Source organism: Streptomyces chengmaiensis (genome assembly GCF_029846775.1).
In the GTDB taxonomy this organism is placed as follows: Bacteria; Actinomycetota; Actinomycetes; order Streptomycetales; family Streptomycetaceae; genus Streptomyces; species Streptomyces chengmaiensis.
The window spans coordinates 64,938-81,024 of sequence record NZ_JARWBG010000016.1; the positions used below are offsets into that span (position 1 = coordinate 64,938).

At 73.1% G+C, this 16,087-nt stretch carries 20 protein-coding genes; 6 read left to right on the plus strand and 14 right to left on the minus strand.

Going from position 1 to position 16,087, the window contains the following annotated elements; genetic code table 11:
- Positions 1 to 80: 80 nt before the first annotated feature.
- Both QCN29_RS15815 and QCN29_RS15820 read right to left on the minus strand, forming a co-directional pair.
- Positions 81 to 1,562, minus strand: coding sequence for a PP2C family protein-serine/threonine phosphatase (locus tag QCN29_RS15815; RefSeq protein WP_279928775.1), 1,482 nt, complete (start codon positions 1,560 to 1,562; stop codon positions 81 to 83).
- Positions 1,563 to 1,852: 290 nt separating this feature from the next.
- A complete protein-coding gene (locus QCN29_RS15820; RefSeq protein WP_279928702.1) occupies positions 1,853 to 2,437 on the minus strand; it encodes a DM13 domain-containing protein in 585 nt (194 codons plus the stop codon).
- Positions 2,438 to 2,735: 298 nt separating this feature from the next.
- On the opposite strand from QCN29_RS15820, the gene QCN29_RS15825 reads away from it, so the two are divergent.
- Positions 2,736 to 3,302, plus strand: a complete 567-nt coding sequence (locus QCN29_RS15825; protein ID WP_279928703.1) for a type 1 glutamine amidotransferase domain-containing protein — start codon at positions 2,736 to 2,738, stop codon at positions 3,300 to 3,302.
- 95 nt (positions 3,303 to 3,397) lie between these two features.
- Here QCN29_RS15825 and QCN29_RS15830 read toward each other — a convergent pair whose 3' ends face one another.
- Positions 3,398 to 3,676 (minus strand): DUF6158 family protein, encoded by a 279-nt coding sequence (locus QCN29_RS15830; RefSeq protein WP_240134576.1) that lies wholly within the window; start codon positions 3,674 to 3,676, stop codon positions 3,398 to 3,400.
- Between the two features lie 106 nt (positions 3,677 to 3,782).
- Here QCN29_RS15830 and QCN29_RS15835 point away from each other — a divergent pair, with 106 nt between their 5' ends.
- On the plus strand, positions 3,783 to 4,901 hold the full coding sequence (locus QCN29_RS15835) for a baeRF2 domain-containing protein (protein ID WP_279928704.1): 1,119 nt from the start codon (positions 3,783 to 3,785) through the stop codon (positions 4,899 to 4,901).
- An 84-nt stretch (positions 4,902 to 4,985) separates the two neighbouring features.
- On the opposite strand, the gene QCN29_RS15840 is transcribed toward QCN29_RS15835, so the two are convergent.
- Both QCN29_RS15840 and QCN29_RS15845 read right to left on the minus strand, forming a co-directional pair.
- Positions 4,986 to 5,369, minus strand: coding sequence for a hypothetical protein (locus QCN29_RS15840; protein ID WP_279928706.1), 384 nt, complete (start codon positions 5,367 to 5,369; stop codon positions 4,986 to 4,988).
- A complete protein-coding gene (locus tag QCN29_RS15845) occupies positions 5,327 to 6,079 on the minus strand; it encodes an ANTAR domain-containing response regulator (protein ID WP_279928708.1) in 753 nt (250 codons plus the stop codon). The genes QCN29_RS15840 and QCN29_RS15845 overlap by 43 nt, the downstream gene beginning before the upstream one ends.
- Before the next feature lie 76 nt (positions 6,080 to 6,155).
- Here QCN29_RS15845 and QCN29_RS15850 point away from each other — a divergent pair, with 76 nt between their 5' ends.
- The gene (locus tag QCN29_RS15850) at positions 6,156 to 7,391 is read left to right on the plus strand and encodes a PAS domain-containing protein (protein ID WP_279928709.1); all 1,236 of its coding nucleotides are present in this window, start codon (positions 6,156 to 6,158) and stop codon (positions 7,389 to 7,391) included.
- Here the strand turns inward: QCN29_RS15850 and QCN29_RS15855 are convergent.
- Complete coding sequence (locus QCN29_RS15855; protein ID WP_279928776.1) at positions 7,386 to 8,156, minus strand: RNA polymerase sigma factor SigF; 771 nt, start codon at positions 8,154 to 8,156, stop codon at positions 7,386 to 7,388. The genes QCN29_RS15850 and QCN29_RS15855 overlap by 6 nt on opposite strands.
- A 393-nt stretch (positions 8,157 to 8,549) precedes the next feature.
- On the opposite strand from QCN29_RS15855, the gene QCN29_RS15860 reads away from it, so the two are divergent.
- Positions 8,550 to 8,990, plus strand: a complete 441-nt coding sequence (locus QCN29_RS15860; protein ID WP_240134571.1) for a CBS domain-containing protein — start codon at positions 8,550 to 8,552, stop codon at positions 8,988 to 8,990.
- A gap of 152 nt (positions 8,991 to 9,142) precedes the next feature.
- Positions 9,143 to 9,487 (plus strand): DUF3040 domain-containing protein, encoded by a 345-nt coding sequence (locus tag QCN29_RS15865; RefSeq protein WP_279928711.1) that lies wholly within the window; start codon positions 9,143 to 9,145, stop codon positions 9,485 to 9,487.
- 32 nt (positions 9,488 to 9,519) lie between these two features.
- Here the strand turns inward: QCN29_RS15865 and QCN29_RS15870 are convergent, their stop codons facing one another.
- Complete coding sequence (locus QCN29_RS15870) at positions 9,520 to 10,332, minus strand: VOC family protein (protein ID WP_279928712.1); 813 nt, start codon at positions 10,330 to 10,332, stop codon at positions 9,520 to 9,522.
- A 149-nt stretch (positions 10,333 to 10,481) separates the two neighbouring features.
- Positions 10,482 to 10,799 (minus strand): hypothetical protein, encoded by a 318-nt coding sequence (locus QCN29_RS15875; RefSeq protein WP_279928713.1) that lies wholly within the window; start codon positions 10,797 to 10,799, stop codon positions 10,482 to 10,484.
- Positions 10,800 to 10,983: 184 nt separating this feature from the next.
- Here QCN29_RS15875 and QCN29_RS15880 point away from each other — a divergent pair, with 184 nt between their 5' ends.
- Positions 10,984 to 11,460, plus strand: coding sequence for a DUF6299 family protein (locus tag QCN29_RS15880; RefSeq protein WP_279928714.1), 477 nt, complete (start codon positions 10,984 to 10,986; stop codon positions 11,458 to 11,460).
- 54 nt (positions 11,461 to 11,514) lie between these two features.
- Here QCN29_RS15880 and QCN29_RS15885 read toward each other — a convergent pair whose 3' ends face one another.
- The 6 genes from QCN29_RS15885 to QCN29_RS15910 form a co-directional block, all read right to left on the minus strand.
- A complete protein-coding gene (locus QCN29_RS15885; RefSeq protein ID WP_279928716.1) occupies positions 11,515 to 12,090 on the minus strand; it encodes a TetR/AcrR family transcriptional regulator in 576 nt (191 codons plus the stop codon).
- A gap of 31 nt (positions 12,091 to 12,121) precedes the next feature.
- Positions 12,122 to 13,546 (minus strand): amidase, encoded by a 1,425-nt coding sequence (locus QCN29_RS15890; RefSeq protein ID WP_279928718.1) that lies wholly within the window; start codon positions 13,544 to 13,546, stop codon positions 12,122 to 12,124.
- Positions 13,524 to 13,742 carry a hypothetical protein gene (locus QCN29_RS15895; protein WP_279928719.1) on the minus strand — a complete coding sequence of 73 codons (219 nt, stop codon included), beginning with the start codon at positions 13,740 to 13,742 and terminating at the stop codon, positions 13,524 to 13,526. Before QCN29_RS15895 ends, QCN29_RS15890 begins: the two co-directional genes overlap by 23 nt.
- A gap of 145 nt (positions 13,743 to 13,887) precedes the next feature.
- Positions 13,888 to 15,012 (minus strand): trypsin-like serine peptidase, encoded by a 1,125-nt coding sequence (locus tag QCN29_RS15900; protein WP_279928721.1) that lies wholly within the window; start codon positions 15,010 to 15,012, stop codon positions 13,888 to 13,890.
- Positions 15,013 to 15,082: 70 nt separating this feature from the next.
- On the minus strand, positions 15,083 to 15,805 hold the full coding sequence (locus tag QCN29_RS15905; RefSeq protein WP_279928722.1) for a class I SAM-dependent methyltransferase: 723 nt from the start codon (positions 15,803 to 15,805) through the stop codon (positions 15,083 to 15,085).
- 43 nt (positions 15,806 to 15,848) lie between these two features.
- Entirely contained in the window at positions 15,849 to 16,064 is a 216-nt protein-coding gene (locus tag QCN29_RS15910) for a hypothetical protein (RefSeq protein WP_240134561.1), read from the minus strand.
- Between the last annotated feature and the right edge of the window lie 23 nt (positions 16,065 to 16,087).

Genomic DNA, 16,087 nt, shown 5'->3' on the forward strand with positions numbered 1-16,087 from the left:
GGCAGCCCGTCGGGAACTCGCAGACCGGAGGCGTTGAGAACCAGTAGACCGGAGGTGTCGAGACCCTGGAGGCCCGATCCTCACCGACCGATCCGAGCTGCCATCACACAGGCATCGTCCCCGCGCTCCGCCTCGCCGAACTCCTCGACCACGGCCCGGACGCAGTCCTGCGCGTCCTTGGCTTCGGCGAACAGCGGCGCCAGTGCCAGCAGTCGGCCGGTGTCGCACTCCTCCGCCGCACTGGTCCTCGTCAGCCCGTCGGTGTGCAGGACGAGCACATCGCCGGGCAGCAGCCGTACGTCGGCCTGGCCGTACTGTGCGGTGGGGGTGGCGCCGAGCAGCACGCCCTCGGGGGGAGTCAGCGCACGCCCCGTCCCGCCGCGGAACAGCAGCGGGGCGGGGTGCCCTGCCTGCGCCCAGGTCAGGGTACGTTCGGCCGGCTCGTAGCGGCAGCAGACGGCGCTGCCGAGGGCGGGCTGCGCGGAGGCTTCCAGCAGCTGGTTGAGATGAGCCATGAGCTGACCCGGCGCAATGCCGGCCACGGCCATGCCGCGCAGCGCCCCGAGCAGCATGGCCATCGAGGAGGTGGCGACCACACCGTGCCCCGTCAAATCGCCGACGCTCAGCAGCGCCTGGCCACCGGGCAGCTGCAGGGCGTCGTACCAGTCTCCGCCGATCAGGGCGCTGTCGGCGGAGGGAAGATAGTGTGCCGCGACGTCCAGCGCGGCCGGTGCGTCCTCGGGCAGCTGAAGGGAGCCGCGCCAGGGCGGCAGCACCGCTTCCTGGAGCTCGACCGCGAGTCGTCGCTCCGTCTGCGCGAAGTGCTCTTTGCGCTGGAGGGAGTGGCGCGTTTCACGGACCGCGCGCTGGCTGCGCCGCAGTTCGCTGACGTCCCTGAGGACGGCCCACATGGAGGCGGTGGAGCCGTCGGCGTCCAGGACGGGCTCGCCCGTCATATGGACGGTGCGGACGCCTCCGTCGGTGCGCACCATGCGGAACTCCCCGTCGATGGGGCTCCCGTCCACCAGACAGTCCGTCACCATCGCGGTGAGCAGCGGCTGATCCTCCGAGAACACCATGGCGGGCAGCTCGTCCAGCGTCATGGGACCGCTCTCCGGCGACCACCCCAGGATCTGGTACAGCTCGTCGGACCAGCTCACCTCGTCGGTGAGCAGATTCCACTCCGCGCTGCCCACTCTGCTGAGCAGTGAGCCGCCGTGCAGGGCGGAGTCCGCCTCGTGCTCGGCGAGATCGTCCTGAAAGGAGTCAGGGGCCTCGAATGACTCGACCCGCCCGTGCGGCCCGGGGGAGTCCGCGGCCTGCGCGGGCAGCCCCTCCTTGAGCTGGCCCAGATGTGCGCCGAGGTCGTCGAGGTGATGGACGGCCAGATCGCACAGGGCACGCTGCCAGCGTCCGTGTGCGTCGTCCTCCTGGTCCGCGGCATCCCGGCGTACGGCGTCGACATCGCCGCGGAGCCGCCTCGCCAGCGAGATCAGCGCATCGACGTCGCCGCGCTCAGGAGGCTGCGGGGCGGGACGGTCCGCGAACACATGGGACGGCATGTCGTACTCCGATACAGGCGTGGCCACGGCCGGGTCTCTACAAAGGACCGGTAACGAGGGTTGCACAGGGAGCGAGGGCTCGTAAGCCATTTGGCAACACTCGATCTGGTGGTGCCCAGGACATATGCCATAGGCCCGCAGGCTACTCGGCGGTCTTGTCGAGGTGAAGAGTCCCCGCCGCTCACGGGGGCATAACCGGCCACCTGCGGGTGCGGCAACTCGGCCGCACTCCGCAGGAGTTGAGACTCGGTCGGATGTTCCCTTCCGGAGTCGAACAGGTACGGCAGGGGTCAGGCGCCGACGATGGGCGCGGCGCCGAACGACACATCGAAGCGGTCGCACCAGATGCTCACGCTGGTGAACTTGTCCAGATCGACGTCGGCGGGCAGGGCGTAGTTCTGGTCCCCCTTGTTGCCCTTGAGTTTGCCGAGACTGACGTAGGCGCCGTCGTCGAAGACATGCCAGCCGGCCTTGCCCTCCTTGACTGGCGCGTCGCTGAGCAGCACCCGCAGGTCCGGGCCGTTGCTGGTGTCGAGGTTCTCCAGCCGCAGCGTGCGGCTGCCGTCCGCGAGCCGGAGGATCTTCACCGAGCCCGTGGTGGTGTGCTCATGGCTGATGAGCTCCCCCTCGGCCAGCGTCACGGGCCCCGCCGGAGCGGTCGGCGCCGCGCCGTCCGAGGGCTCCGCGCCCTCCGCCGCCTCGTTCGCGCCGCCGGCCGGGGCCGCGGTCGGGATCTCGTCCCGTACGGTCTCGTCCACCCACAGTTTCCACGGCTGGAACCAGTACAGTCCCGCACCGGCCAGCGCCAGCCCGACGACGAGCACCGTCACACCCAACGGCTTGCCGAACCACCTGAGCACACGCCCCACTGCCATCTCCTCATTCCCGAACACTCCGGCACCTGACCGGCGACCTCCATTCAACGCCAGGTCAGGGCGGCAGTCCCAGCCCGGCCCGATGACGAAAGTCTTACGGCCGCATCGCCCGCGGCAGCCCGCGGGGAGAAGCCGGGCCGCCGCGGGGGCGGGTCCGAGCCGCGGGCGAAGTGTGTACCCGTAGCTCGCTCGGCCGCAGCCCGGGCCCCCGGCACTGCGCCGTCCGAACCACCGCTCCCACCACCGCATGGGGCCGCCGGGCGGGGGTACCCAGGGGACGGACACAGAGGAGCAGATCATGCTGATCGCATTCCTGACAGCGCCCCGGGGCGTGGAGCAGGTCGAACTGACCGAGCCATGGCAGGCCGTCCTCGACGCCGGCGACACCCCCCGGCTCGTCTCCACCCGGCCCGGCCGGGTGCAGGCCTACCGCCATCTCGACAAGGCGGACGCCTTCCCCGTCGACCAGGTCGTCACCGACGCATCGGCGGACGAGTACGGGGCACTGGTGCTGCCCGGCGGGGTCGCCAACCCCGACGCGCTGCGGATGGACCGGCACGCCGTGGCGTTCGTCCGCAGCTTCTTCGACACGGGCAAGCCCGTCGCGGCGATCTGCCATGCGCCGTGGACGCTCGTGGAGGCCGACGCGGTGCGGGGCCGGACCCTCACCTCGTGGCCGAGTCTGCGCACCGACATCGCCAACGCGGGCGGCACCTGGGTGGACGAAGAGGTCACGGTCTGCCACGACGGCCCGAACACCCTGATCACCAGCAGGAAGCCGCACGACCTCAAGGCGTTCTGTGCGGCCTTCACCGCGGAGTTCGCCAAGGCCGGGCAGGAGCGAATGAGCCCCTCCGGCATTTGAGGAGCGGGGTCCCGGGGGCGGAGCCCCCGCGCACGGGGTCCGGGGTGGAGTCCCGGTTTCGGGAAGGGGCGGGAGTCCGCCGGGAGGGGCCCTGCCTAGCGGCGTTCCCGCGCCTCGGCGGCGTCCCGCGCGCCGTCACGGGCACGGGCCCCGGCCCGTGTCCTGCCCGGCGTCACCGTGCGCCGCGGATGCCGGCGCAGATACTCGTTCTCCAACTCCGCCATCCGCACATTGTGCGCGTCCAGCGCCGCCGCGGAGCCGTACAGCAGCGTGTCGTGCCTGCTCCGGTGGATCGCCTCCAGCTCGCGCAGCAGCACCGGCTCGTCCAGACGGGCCGGATCGACGCCCCGGTGCTCGTGCTCGGTCTCCGTCATCTCAGCCGTCCTCCGTCCGTCTCCACAGGTCTCGCGGCGGTGCCGTGTGACTGGTGACCTCGCGGGTACTCGCCGGGAACGCGAACGCGGTCACCGGGAGGATTCCATGCGACTCGAATTTCTCACGCCGCTCTACGAGCGTCCCGGACCGTGGGCCAGCGTGCATCTCGACACCGACTGGGGAGACCGGGACACCCCCGCTCGCCGCGAGCTCCAGGCCCGTGAGGTCTGCCGGGCACTGGCCGAGAAGGGCGCCGACCAGCAGACGGGCCATGCCGTCTACGAGGCCCTGACCGCCTTCGGCGGCAGGCCGGGGGAAGCCGGGCGCGCCGTGTACGCCACGGGCGGCGAGGTGGTCCTCGACCCGCCGCTGACCCACCGCCCTGCCGCGCCCATGGACGTCACCTGGGCGGCCCTGCCGCATGTCGCACCGCTGCTGGACCTCGCCGCGCAGGAACCGGTCTGTCTGGTCGTCTACGTCGACCGCACGGGCGCGGACTTGGAACTGCGCACTCCGCTGGGGGCCGCGGACGCCGGGTCGGTCGTGGGCAAGCACTGGCCGCTGCACCGCACCGCGAGCGCCGACTGGTCCGAGCGCCATCACCGGCAGCGCGTGGAGAACACCTGGGAGCAGAACGCCCAGGAGATCGCGGAGGCCGTGACGGGAAACCAGGAGGAGTACGGGGCCGACCTGATCGTCCTCGCCGGAGACCCCTACGAGCGGCGGGCCGTCCATGAGCGGCTGCCCGCGGCGCTGCAGCCGTACGTCGTCGAGACCGAACACGGCGGACGCGCCGAAGGTGCGGGCAGCAGGCTGCTCGACGCGGACGTCGAGCGCGCCCGCCAGGAGCATCTGAGCCGCCGCGCCGAGGAGGAGCTCGACCGCTTCAGGGCCGCACCCGAAGCGACGGCGGAAGGCGTGCCCGCGCTGGTGGAGGCGGCCCGCGAGCACCGCATCGAGGAGCTGTTCATCCGGCCGGAGGGGGCGGACGCCCAGCGCCGGGTGTGGGTGGGCGAGGCCCCTGACCAGCTCGCGATGCGCCGCACCGACGCCCGGTACCTCGGCGCACGCGACCCCGACCCCGCCCGCGCGGACGACGCGCTGCTCCGCTCCGCCGCGGTCACCGGCGCGGAGGCGTTGCGGGTCCCCGCCCGGGAGCCCGCGGACGCCTCCCCGGCCGGCGGCCTGGGCGCCCTGCTCCGCCGGCCCGCTCACGCGGCATGACGTCCGCCGGGCGACCGCTCAGGCGCCCCGCTGTCCGGGCGAGGAGGCGCGCCCGGCTCCGCGCCGCCGCCGGGGGGCGGCCGGCTATCCGATCCCACGCCCCGGCCCGTGGCGTTCCTGACCGTCAGGCCGGTGCTCGGGACGCCCCGGCTCTTCAGGAGTGTCCGGCTCCGGTTCCTCCTCCTCCGCGTCCTCCTGTCGCGTACGCGCCCGCTCCCGGCGGTGGTGGATGCCGACCGCCTCGCCCAGGGCGAGCAGCGCCAGCACCGCGCAGATGAACGACAGCGCCATCAGGACCCCGGGATCGGGCGAGTCACCGGCTTGGGACCACAGCCCCCACACACCGAACAGCACCGCTCCCGCCGCGAACACGGGGATGTACACCATGGCCAGGAGCAGGCGGACCCTCAGCGGGTTCCGCGCCGTCATCGGCTCCGCGCGGATGTGCGAACGGCCTCGTCCGAACACGCGGGACTCCTTCCGCTCGCCCCGGCGAGAGCCCTGAGCTCCGCTTCGAGCCCCCGTCCCCGGCGGCGCACCACCTCGTCGGCCACCTCCGCGAGCTTCCGGTTGGTGCGCTGCGAGATCCGCCGCAGAATGCCGAACGCCTCCCGGGCATCGCCCTCGGTCACATGCATCACGATCCCGCAGGCCTGATCAATCACCGCCCGGGACTCCAGCGCCGTCTCCAGCTGGTCGACCTCGGCCAGTGCCGCACGACACGAGTGATCGCGGGCCAGGCCCTCCGCGAAGTACTCGCCGAGCAGATGGACCGACTGCTGCACGCCCTCGCCGAACGCTCTGGGGCGGAAGCTGTACAGGCTCAGGGTGACGTCCAGCTCGTCTCTGCTGAACGGCATGGTCACACTCGACCGCAGTCCGGAGTCGAGCGCCACGGCACGGTAGTCGGGCCAGCGCTCCTCGGTCAGCAGATCCTGGGCGCTCACCGTCTCGCCCGCGTCCAGCGCGGCAGGGGTGGGCCCTTCACCGGAGGCCATCTCCACCGAGAGCAGTGCGGTCAGGTCGGGGTGCGTCGCCGTGGTGCGCAGATCGCCGCCCTCGCCGGTGAGGGTGGCGACCGCGCCGCAGCTCGCATCGGCGCACTGCATGGCCTCGCGGGTGAACTGGGAGAGCTCACGGGCGGCCGCGGTGGGTTCGGGGACGGGCGGGGATGGCATGAGCTGCCGCCTCCTTCCACCGTCCGGATTCCCGCTGGGAACGCCGGGAAACGCCGCCGTGGGCTAGCGTCGGGGTATGGACGCGCACGGGTTCGAAGCGGACCCCGGGCAGGGGCATGCGCTCGACCGGGAGCTTGCCGACTTCGTCAGGCGCGTGGGCGAGCTGAGAGCGGCCCGCGGACTGCCGACGACAGAACTGCACACCCTCCTCGACGCCGCGCTGTTCGAGCTCGAGCATGTCGCCGACGACCTGTGGCCCGCCTGGCGCCGCAGGCTTGCGGCACAGTGGCCACAGGCCCCGCGCACCCCCGCCAGAGCCTCGGCGGACCGAGCCGAACAGCAGCTCTTCAAGGCCCTCTTCCAACGGCTGCCGCTGCCCGTGGCACTGATCGACGCCGACACGGCCGTACGGCGGATGAACGTCGCCGCGACGGAACTGACCGGCGTCCGCGCAGGCTATGCCGCGGGCCGCCCGCTGGCAGGACTCCTCAGACCCGGCGACCGCGCGGCCCTGCGCTCGCAGGCGGCGGCCGTCGCACGCGGCGAAGGAGGCCGCAGTCTGCGGGTCCACCTCCAGCAGGCCCCCACGACACCGCTGCTCGTCACCCTCACCGCGCTGCGCCCCCCGAACGAGCAGCAGCCGGCCGTCCTGCTGGTGTTGCAGACCGACGGGACCCGTACGGCGCACCCGTTCCCCTCCCCGTCCGCTCCCGTGGCCGGGCGCGGTGCGGCGCGTCCCGATCTGACCGAGGCCACCCGCCACGCCGAGCTGATCGACGTCTTGGACGCCATGACCACGGCGCTGCTGCTCGACGGCGGCGGGGAACCGCAGCAGGTGCTGAGCACGGCCGCACGGGTGCTGTCCGCGGGCTTCGCCGACTGGGTCGTGGCCGATCTGTCCTCGGGCGGAGTGCTGCGTCGCGTCTGCGTCCGCGGCCCGGAGAACGGCCGCGGCCCGGAGAACGACAGGGCCGCGGACACGCTGGCCAAGAAGGTCGCCGCGCAGGACCCGGCGGACTGCCCCCTGGTGGTGGAGACGGCGCGAGGCGGACCGGCAAGCCTCCAGGTGCGGCCGGACGACCTGGAGGCCTTCGGCCGGGACGAGACCGGCGACTCGATCCTCGTCCAGGCCGATGTGACGTCACTGCTGTGCGCGCCGCTTCACACCCCGGTCGCCGGCGGCGGACGGGTCGACGCGGTGCTGACGCTCTTCCGCACAGGGCCCAGGCTCGCCTTCTCCCTGGCCGAGGCGCGGATCGTCGACGTCATGGGCCACCACATCGCGCTCGCCATGCGGCGGCGTCTCTCATGACCTCCCCGCCGCGGCCTTCGCCGGTCCCTCCGCGGTCTCGTCCGCGGAGCCGTCCCGCAGCGCCTCCTCGCGCAGCCGCTCGCAGCACCGGCTGATCAGCCGCGAGACGTGCATCTGGGAGATGCCGAGGCACTCGGCGATGCTGCTCTGCGTCATGTCGCGGAAGAAGCGCATGTAGAGAATGCGCTGTTCACGCTCGGGCAGTCGGCGCAGCCCCGGTTTGACGGCCTCACGGTCGACGAGCACGTCGAGGGCCGGGTCCGCCGACCCGAGGGTGTCGCGCAGGGTGTACCCGTCCTCCGCGCCGCTCAGCTCGGCGTCCAGCGAGAGCGCCGAGAAGCTGTCGAGCGCTTCGAGACCCACCCGAACCTCCTCCTCGGTCATCCCCGCGTGCGCGGCGATCTCCGCCCGGGTGGGCGGCCGGCCGGGGATCGTCTGGGACAGGTCCTGCCGGGCGAAGCGCACGCGATTGCGCAGATCCTGTACCCGGCGGGGTACGTGCAGCGTCCACAGGTGGTCGCGGAAGTGCCGCTTGACCTCCCCGACGACGGTCGGCACGGCGTAGCTCTCGAAGGCGTTGCCGCGGCCGGGGTCGTAGCGGTCGACGGCCTTGACCAGACCCAGCGCGGCGACCTGCCGCAGATCCTCCATTGACTCCCCGCGGTTGCGGAAGCGGCCGGCGAGCCGGTCGGCCATGGGCAGCCAGGCGCAGACGATGTCCTGGCGGATCCTGCTGCGCTCCGGTCCGTCGGGCAGTCCGGCCATCCTCCGGAACGCGTCCTCGGTGTCGGGGGCGTCGGTGTGCGGGTTTCCGGCGCGGCGGCCCGGCCGGTCGCGCCGGGTGTGCTGAGTCTGCCGGACGGGTGCGTACGGGCACATGGTGCTCACGGCTCCCTGGAGTCTTTCGACGCACGGTGCGGGAGCGGGACCGGACGGCACAAAGGCACGCCCGTGTGACTGCTCCCTCGGGCGTGCCTGCTGTCCGAAGCACGTAAAGGGCCCATGCCCGCTCCCGGCGAGAGAAAACGTGACCGCCCGCATAGGCGGATGAGGCAGGGGTACTGCGGGCAGCGTGACGAGGAGAAGCCGCCGGACGGCAGCCGGGGGACAGCCGGATGGCCGGGCCCGCGGGCGAGAGCATGTCAGGAAGGCTGAGCCATGACACAGCAAGTGAAGGACGTCATGACGGCGGGAGTGGCGGCCGTCCGGCCCGACGCCTCGCTGGTGGAAGCGGCCCAGATGATGCGCGCCCAGGACATCGGGGGAGTGGTGGTCTCCCTGGACAACCGGCTGATCGGGGTGCTCACCGACCGAGACATCGCCACCCGTGCCGTGGCCGAGGGGGTGGATCCGCTCGCCGTGAGCGCAGAGGCCGTCTGCACGCTCACCCCCGTGTCGATCGGGCCGGACGAGCCCGTCTCCAGCGCCGTGTCGCTCATGCGGGAACACGCGGTCCGCAGGCTCCCCGTCGTCGAGGGGGACCGCCCCATCGGCATGGTCAGCCTCGGAGACCTCGCCGGGACACTCGACCCGGAATCGGCCCTCGGCGACATCAGCCGCGCGCCCTCCAACAGCTCAGCCGGCCCAGCGCCCGGCTGAGCGGAACCGGCCCGGGCCCGACGGTGCGGCTCCGGCCCACTGCTGCGCGCGGGCGCGCCGCGGAGGTGTCGGGTGGTCCATCGCGGGTACCCGCCCGGTGCGCCACCAGGCGTGAACCGGTCATCACGGTCGGCCGTGAGGAGGCGTTGGCCATGGACGGAACCGGATTCACGGATCGCGAACGGCGTATCCTCGACGAGATCGAGACCGGGCTGCGCGAAGACGCCCTGCTGGACCGCCAGCTGCGCACGATGGGGCAGACGTCCGCGCCGCTGAACCAGCTGCGGTCCGCCCTGCACCGCCGACGACTCGCCGTCGCGGGCTGGACGCTCGCCGCGGTGTCGCTGGTCCTTCTCGTCTTCGCCGTGCAGACATCGGCGCCCGCCCTCATCTGGGCGTTCGCCGCCGCCTACACCCTCACCCTGCTGTGTGTGCTGCGCGGGGTGATTCTGTGGTCGCGCCGAATCAGCGCCCGTGCCCGTGCCCGCCGGCGCTGACCGCCGGCCCGCGACGGCCCGTACCGCCGCGGTCAGCCGCGGTGCGAGCCGTCGTTGACGGAGAACATCGCGCCGTCCCTGTCCCGCAGTGTGGCCTCGGAGCCCTCTGGGGTGCCGTGCTGTTCCAGGACCAGTCCGCCGTGCCGCAGCGCCGCCTGGACGGTGGCCTCGACGTCGGGGACCGCGAAGTGCACATGCCAGTGGGGGCGGATGAGCGGATCGGGCGCCTCCTCGGTCGCGCCCGAGCTGAGCCGGGCGACCACGAAGCCGTGCTGGCGTAGTACGACTTCGTCCTCCTCGTAGTCGACCTCGCAGCAGCCCGGCCGGTCGGATGCCCAGTCGAGGACCTCGCCGTAGAAGATGGCGGCGTCGAACGCGTTGCGGGTGCGCAGCCGCAGCCAGGTCGGGGCCTTCTCCCGCCAGGTCTGCCAGTTGGAGATCAGCTCGCCCTGCCAGATGCCGAAGACTGCGCCGTCCCGGTCGGCGGCGAGCGCGCCGCGGCCGACCGGGAAGTTGAGGGGGCCGACCGCCACAGTGGCGCTGCGCTCCCGGATTCGGGCCGCCGTCGCATCGGCGTCGGCGACGGCGAAGTACGGGGTCCAGGCGACCGGGGCCTGCAGGGTGGGGGTGACCTCTCCGATGCCGGCGACCGGCTCGCCGTCGAGCACGGCGAGCCGGAACTCCGCGCCGAGCCGCGCAGGCCGGAACCGCCAGCCGAGCACCGCGCCGTAGAAGTCCTGCGCGGCGGAGAGGTCGTGCGCCATCAGGCTGATCCAGCAGGGCGCGCCGTACACGTCCTCGCTCGAAGTGGCGCGGGGGTCGGCAGCCGTCGATTCCTTGTCCATGACACTCAGTGTTCCGCTCGGAAAGGGGGCATCGCGGGATCCACGACCATCGTGCCGCGCGGAGTCGCCGTACGCGAACGGTCATGCTTCCCTGGCCCGGCGGCGGACCTCGAAGCGGAGCCGGAGCGGGGCGCCGCCGGGTCACCCGCTCATGGGGAAGTGGGCAGGGCGGGCGTGTCGAGGGGGAGGCTGGGAGTGTCCGCGGGGAGTGCCGGAGTCTCCAGGAGGGTCCGGGTGCCGGTTGGAAGCTCGGGGAGGGGCGGGGGGTCGGCCGGAAGCTCGGGGAGACCGGGCGTGTCGGCCGGCGGTTCGGGCAGCTCGATCCGGTGCTGGGCGGCGGTGGCGACTGCGGAGTCCCCGGCGGATGCCGCTGAGTCGAGCGCCGCGGCGGGCCCGGTCCCCGCCAGGACGAGTGCGGCGCACAGTGCCGTGGGCACCAGGGCACGGGGCAGGGTTGAGGGACGCATACGGCTTCCTTTGCGATGTGGGTGGAACATCTCTCACCCACCGTGTAAAGCATCGGCACGCAGCGCAATCGGAAGCGGGAAGGTGACCGCCATTCGGCGGCACAGAGGTGTCGGCCGTCCGTGCGAAGGTCCGACATCTTTGCGTACAGGCTTCGTTGGGCGGAGCATGATCACATCTCGACGTATGTCTCCCGCCCTGACCGCGTGTCTCGCCGCGGTCTGCCTCGCCGGGGTGAACCCCGGTGCGGCGGGCGCACACTCCGGCGCGGGCTCCGGCCCCGACGCCGTGACGCTCGACCCGGCGGGGCAGCTGGCCGCCGACGGCACGGTCACCCTCAGCGGCACCTACCGCTGTTCGCCGCTCCACCACGGCAGGACGGTGCTCGTCGGCGCCAAGCTGATCAAGGGCGACGTCCACCACGGCATCGGCGGCACGGTCGCCCGGTGCGACGGCCGGGAGCACAACTGGCGGCACACCGGTCAGCTCAAGGGCGATCTCGCCGGTGAGGCAGGCGACACGGCAGGGGGCGGGCCGGGCCGGACGACAGCCGGGCGGGTCGACGGCGAGGCGACCCTGCTCAAGCTGGAGCCCGGCGGCGTGGTCCCGGTTCCGGTCCTCCTCGACCGCGACGCACGGTCCCTCGTGCTGCAGCTCGGTTAGGGACCGGGTCGGAGTCCGGGCCGCGGGAAGGGACAGGGCGGGGGAGGGCCCGCTTCACGGCAGCGGGATCAACCTGTACAGCACGGTGGCGACGAGGGAGCGGGCGTAGCCGTCGGCATCCGGCGGTCCCTGCCGGAAGAGGGCGCGGTACACCAGCGGGGCCACCACATGGTCCAGCACCGTCTCGGCGTCCGGGGCGCGCTCGCCGCGGGCCGCGGCGCGCGACAGGATCGTCTCGATCTGCCCGGCCGCATAGGCAGCGCACCGCCCGCTGTTCGAGCCGTCCGGGTCCCCGGCCAGCGTGTCCCGGAGGCGGGCCTGCCCGGCGGGGGAGGCCGTCTGCTGCGCGAAGGACGTGGCCCAGCCCTCCAGGTCGGCCCGGAGGCTGCCGAGGTCCTCCGGCGGCGAGCCGGGCCGCAGCCGTTCCACCGCTACATCGGACAGCAGCTCCCGGAGGGTCCCCCATCTGCGGTAGACCGTCGACGGAGTGACTCCGGCGCGGGCGGCGACCAGCGGCACGGTGAGGCCGTCCCGCCCTCGTTCCTGCAGCAGTTCGCGCACGGCCGTGTGCACGGACTGCCGGACGCGGGCGCTGCGCCCGCCGGGGCGTACCGCTGGTCTGGGGCTCATCGCACGGAACCCTAACGCACATATGCTGCTTTTAGTCGGCCAGAGCCTGCGGAGGGGCCAGTCGGCCGATCTCCCCACGCGCCCGCTCGTACGCGGCCCCGGCGCGCAGCACCGTCGCGTCGCCCAGCGGGCGGCCGATGAGCTGCATGCCGATGGGCAGCCCCGCGTCGTCGCAGCCGACCGGCACGGTGAGCGCCGGGGCGCCGATGATGTTGGCCGGGGCGGAGAGCCTGACGTAGGCGTCGGCGACCGACTCGGAGGTGCCGTCGGGCCAGTCGATCCGCTCCCGGCCCCGGCCGGCCGCGGTGCACGGGACGGTGGGCGCGGCGACGACGTCCACCGCGTCGAACACGGGCTCCCAGGCGCGCCGCATCAGCGTGCGGGCGCGCTGCGCACGGAGGTAGTCGCCCGCAGGGACCAGTTCGCCGGCCTCCAGCAGCGTGCGCACCTCGCCCCCGTACAGCTCGGGCGAGGTCCGCAGCGTCCGCTCGTGGTACGCGGTCGCCTCCGGCGCCGTCAGACCCCACTGCACGGCGCGGATCTGCTCCGTCATCGGCACCCGGATCTCCGCGCGGACGGCCCCCAGACCGCACAGCACCTCCACGGCCCGCCGCACAGCGGCCGACACCTGGGGATCCGTGCGGTCGAAGAAGTAGTTGACGGGCACTCCGACGCGCAGCCCGCGCAGATCTCCGCCCAGCCCGCGCGCGTACGGGGAGAGCGGCACATCGAGCGAGGCGGGGTCGCGCGGATCGTGTCCCGCCAGCGCGTCCAGGACGAGCGCCGCGTCCTCGACGCTGCGGGTGATCGGGCCGGCGTGGTCCAGGGACCAGGACAGCGCCGTGACGCCGTGGCGCGAGACCAGGCCGTAGGTGGGCTTCAGTCCCGTCACGCCGTTCAGTGAGGCGGGCACCCGGATCGACCCCCCGGTGTCCGTGCCCAGGGCGAAGGTCGCCGCGCCCGAGGCGACCGCGACCGCGGAACCCCCGCTCGACCCTCCGGCGACTCGGCCCGGATTCCACGGGTTGCGGGTCTGCGGCGTCGTCAGCCCGTAGGCGAACTCATGCGTCTGCGTCTTGCCCGTGAGCACGGCCCCGGCCCCGAAGAGCCGCGCGGCCACGGCGCTGTCCTCGTCCGCCCGGTGGCCCTCCCGGACGCGGGACCCCGCGCCGGTGGCCAGTCCCGCGACGTCGAACAGGTCCTTGAGCCCCACGGGGACACCGTGCAGGGGGCTCCGCGGCCCCCGCGCCGCGATCTCCCGCTCCGCGGCCGCCGCCGCCTCGCGCGCCCTGCCCGAGGTCACCGCCGCATATGCGTTGAGCCGGCCGTCGACCGCGTCGATGCGGCCCAGCACCGACTCGGTGAGCTCCACGGGGGAGAGCTCGCGCGCGGCGATGGCCCGGGCGGCCGCGGCCAGCGTCAGGCCGTACGGCTCACTCGGCGCGCCCGGCGGCATGGCCCGGCTCCTTGAGCGCGTCATAGGCGGCCGCGGGGGGCGTCTCGCCGAACTCCAGTGTCCGCAGGGGAGAGAGAAGGGCGTGTACGCGGTCGGCTCTGGCGGCGACAGCGGGCGCGTGCTCCGCGTCGAGCGGCAGTCCCGCTCTGCGGGCCCAGCGGACGGCTTCTCCGGCCGAGAGCGGGATATCGGTCATGGGCCTCTTCCTCCCGATTAAAGCAAAGATGTTGCGTTAGCCGCCCACCCTATGAGCCCGCCGAAGATCGCCTCAAGCGGACATCCGGCCAAACGAGGGACACTCCGTAGTCGGCTGTCGGCCGCCGACGGCGGCCGACAGCCCACTACGGCGCGGGCTCCGCCGCGAACGCCCTGCTGAAAGCCCCGAACATGGACTGGGCCTCGTCGCCCAGGAACGGGCCCGCCAGCCAGGCCGCCGGCACCGGGCCGATCGAGGTGTTGGACACCAGTGCCGGCCTGCCGTCCGCACCCGGCGCGAACCAGCCGCCCCCCGAGGAGCCCCCGGTCATCGTGCAGCCCATCCGGTACATGGTCGGCTGGGACGGCGACAGCGACAGCCGCCCCGGCCTGCCGGTGCACGAGTGCATCCGCGCGCCGTCGAAGGGGGCCGTGGCGGGGTAGCCCCACACCCCCATCACGCCGATGTCCTGCGCGGCCGGACCGCCGAACCGTATGGGTAGCGCCGAGCCGACCGTCTCCTCAAGCGACCGGCCGTCGCCGCCGCCCTCCGGCCTCACATGCAGCACGGCGTAGTCAAACGCCGCTCCGTCCCCTCCCGTGGTCCTGCCCTGCGCGATCCACTGGTCCGAGGTGGCCGCCCCGTCGGCCCACCACATGCCGAAGGGGGACACCTGCTCAGGGCCGAGTGCTCCGAGCCGTCCGGCCGGCGCGCCCGTGTCGTTGTACGACGGCACAAAGACGATGTTCCTGAACCAGCCTCCGTCCCGCCCCGCGTGCACACAGTGCCCCGCCGTCCACACGAGGTTGGACCGTCCGGGGTTGGCCGGGTCCCGCACCACGGTCGCCGAGCACACCATCGGTCCCGCCGGTCCGTCGAAGAACACCTTTCCGACCGCGGCGGCGCTCGCGCGGTAGGGCGCCGGCACCGGACGGGCGGCGACGGGCGCGGGCTCCGGATCGCTGACACCCGTCTCCCGTCCCACGTTCCCCGGCACGTTCTTGTACGGCTCACGGGCCCCGGCCATCCGGTCGTGCCCCCACAGGCCGTCGATCACGGGATTGACGAACTCCTCCGCGCCGCGCAGCCAGGCCGCCGGATTCCAGTTCCGCCAGCCGCCCGCCCGCCAGCCGTCGAGGTCCACCCCCAGTTCCTTCAGCCGGGCGTCCGCCTCTCTCGACAGGTCGCCGCCCGGCTGTCCGCTGCATCCACTGCCGAACACCAGCACGAGGACGACGGTGAGAACCGTGGCGGACAAGCGCAACGACATGGCAGGGGACTCTCCCGGTCGGCGACGGCGGATGTGCTGTCCACACATACGACCGGCACGCCACCGGCGTTCAGACGCGGCGCGCGACCACCAGTCGGCACCGCGGCGAGCCGTCCGGCCGGCGGCCCAGCGCGGGCAGCGCCGTCAGCTCCGTCTCAAATCCCGCGGCGGCCAGCTCGCGCAGCACGTCGGGGAGTTTGAACGTCCGGTAGTACATGACGAACCGCGGCCGCCACACCAGATTCCGTATGCGCATCGCCGCGTCGAACCCCCACAGCGCCCAGTACAGCCGCGAGCCGACGCGGGCGGGCGCGGGCACCGGGAAGGCGAACAGCCCACCGGGGCGCAGTGCCTGACGCACCTCGGTGAAGAGCGCAGGGCGCTCGGCCGGCAGAAAGTGGCCGAACGCTCCGAAACTCACCGCCAGATCGAAGCCCTGGCGAAACGGCAGCGCGCGGGCGTCCGCCCGCACCCAGCCGACCGCCGGGCCGCCCGGCAGCGGAGAGACGCGCGCGGCGGCGAGCATCCCGGCGCTGAAGTCCACCCCCACGACCCGCTCCGTGCACACCTGCCGCAGCACTCCGACACCGGCCCCCGTGCCGCAGCAGACGTCGAGCCCCGCATCGAACGGCCCCAGCTCCCCGAGGACCTTGCCCACCTCCTCCAGCACCGCGTCGGGCGTACGGAAGGGGGTGTGATCGAACTTCGGCGCGAGCAGGTCGTACCCCCGCTCGACGGACGACAGCCCCTGCCGCGCGAGTTCTCGCAGGGTCGGCCTCTGGGTCGACGACATGAGTCCAGGCTATCGAGACGAGGTGCGGCCCCGGCCCCGGTCGCTACCGCCAGGTCTCCGGCCCGCCTCCGCGCCACTCGACGAGGCTGCTGTCGAAGAGGTCGATGGTGTCGCCCTCCGTGCCGAACCCCATGCCGCGCAGAAGTTCCGCCACGTCCCCGCGCCCGTGCGCCAGGCCGGCGAACCGGCCGTGCACGCTGACGCGGCGGCCCCCGTCGGCGGGCGGGTGCACGATCACGGGCGGGTGTTCCGAGGACATGCCTCCAATGTGCATCGCGGCCG

Coding starts and splice junctions, on each gene's coding strand:
- QCN29_RS15815 (WP_279928775.1), bottom strand. CDS start 1,562: ATGCCGTCCCATGTGTTCGCGGACCGTCCCGCCCCGCAGCCTCCTGAG.
- QCN29_RS15820 (WP_279928702.1), bottom strand. CDS start 2,437: ATGGCAGTGGGGCGTGTGCTCAGGTGGTTCGGCAAGCCGTTGGGTGTG.
- QCN29_RS15825 (WP_279928703.1), top strand. CDS start 2,736: ATGCTGATCGCATTCCTGACAGCGCCCCGGGGCGTGGAGCAGGTCGAA.
- QCN29_RS15830 (WP_240134576.1), bottom strand. CDS start 3,676: ATGACGGAGACCGAGCACGAGCACCGGGGCGTCGATCCGGCCCGTCTG.
- QCN29_RS15835 (WP_279928704.1), top strand. CDS start 3,783: ATGCGACTCGAATTTCTCACGCCGCTCTACGAGCGTCCCGGACCGTGG.
- QCN29_RS15845 (WP_279928708.1), bottom strand. CDS start 6,079: ATGCCATCCCCGCCCGTCCCCGAACCCACCGCGGCCGCCCGTGAGCTC.
- QCN29_RS15850 (WP_279928709.1), top strand. CDS start 6,156: ATGGACGCGCACGGGTTCGAAGCGGACCCCGGGCAGGGGCATGCGCTC.
- QCN29_RS15855 (WP_279928776.1), bottom strand. CDS start 8,156: ATGGCCGGACTGCCCGACGGACCGGAGCGCAGCAGGATCCGCCAGGAC.
- QCN29_RS15860 (WP_240134571.1), top strand. CDS start 8,550: ATGACACAGCAAGTGAAGGACGTCATGACGGCGGGAGTGGCGGCCGTC.
- QCN29_RS15865 (WP_279928711.1), top strand. CDS start 9,143: ATGGACGGAACCGGATTCACGGATCGCGAACGGCGTATCCTCGACGAG.
- QCN29_RS15870 (WP_279928712.1), bottom strand. CDS start 10,332: ATGGACAAGGAATCGACGGCTGCCGACCCCCGCGCCACTTCGAGCGAG.
- QCN29_RS15875 (WP_279928713.1), bottom strand. CDS start 10,799: ATGCGTCCCTCAACCCTGCCCCGTGCCCTGGTGCCCACGGCACTGTGC.
- QCN29_RS15880 (WP_279928714.1), top strand. CDS start 10,984: ATGTCTCCCGCCCTGACCGCGTGTCTCGCCGCGGTCTGCCTCGCCGGG.
- QCN29_RS15885 (WP_279928716.1), bottom strand. CDS start 12,090: ATGAGCCCCAGACCAGCGGTACGCCCCGGCGGGCGCAGCGCCCGCGTC.
- QCN29_RS15890 (WP_279928718.1), bottom strand. CDS start 13,546: ATGCCGCCGGGCGCGCCGAGTGAGCCGTACGGCCTGACGCTGGCCGCG.
- QCN29_RS15895 (WP_279928719.1), bottom strand. CDS start 13,742: ATGACCGATATCCCGCTCTCGGCCGGAGAAGCCGTCCGCTGGGCCCGC.
- QCN29_RS15900 (WP_279928721.1), bottom strand. CDS start 15,012: ATGTCGTTGCGCTTGTCCGCCACGGTTCTCACCGTCGTCCTCGTGCTG.
- QCN29_RS15905 (WP_279928722.1), bottom strand. CDS start 15,805: ATGTCGTCGACCCAGAGGCCGACCCTGCGAGAACTCGCGCGGCAGGGG.
- QCN29_RS15910 (WP_240134561.1), bottom strand. CDS start 16,064: ATGTCCTCGGAACACCCGCCCGTGATCGTGCACCCGCCCGCCGACGGG.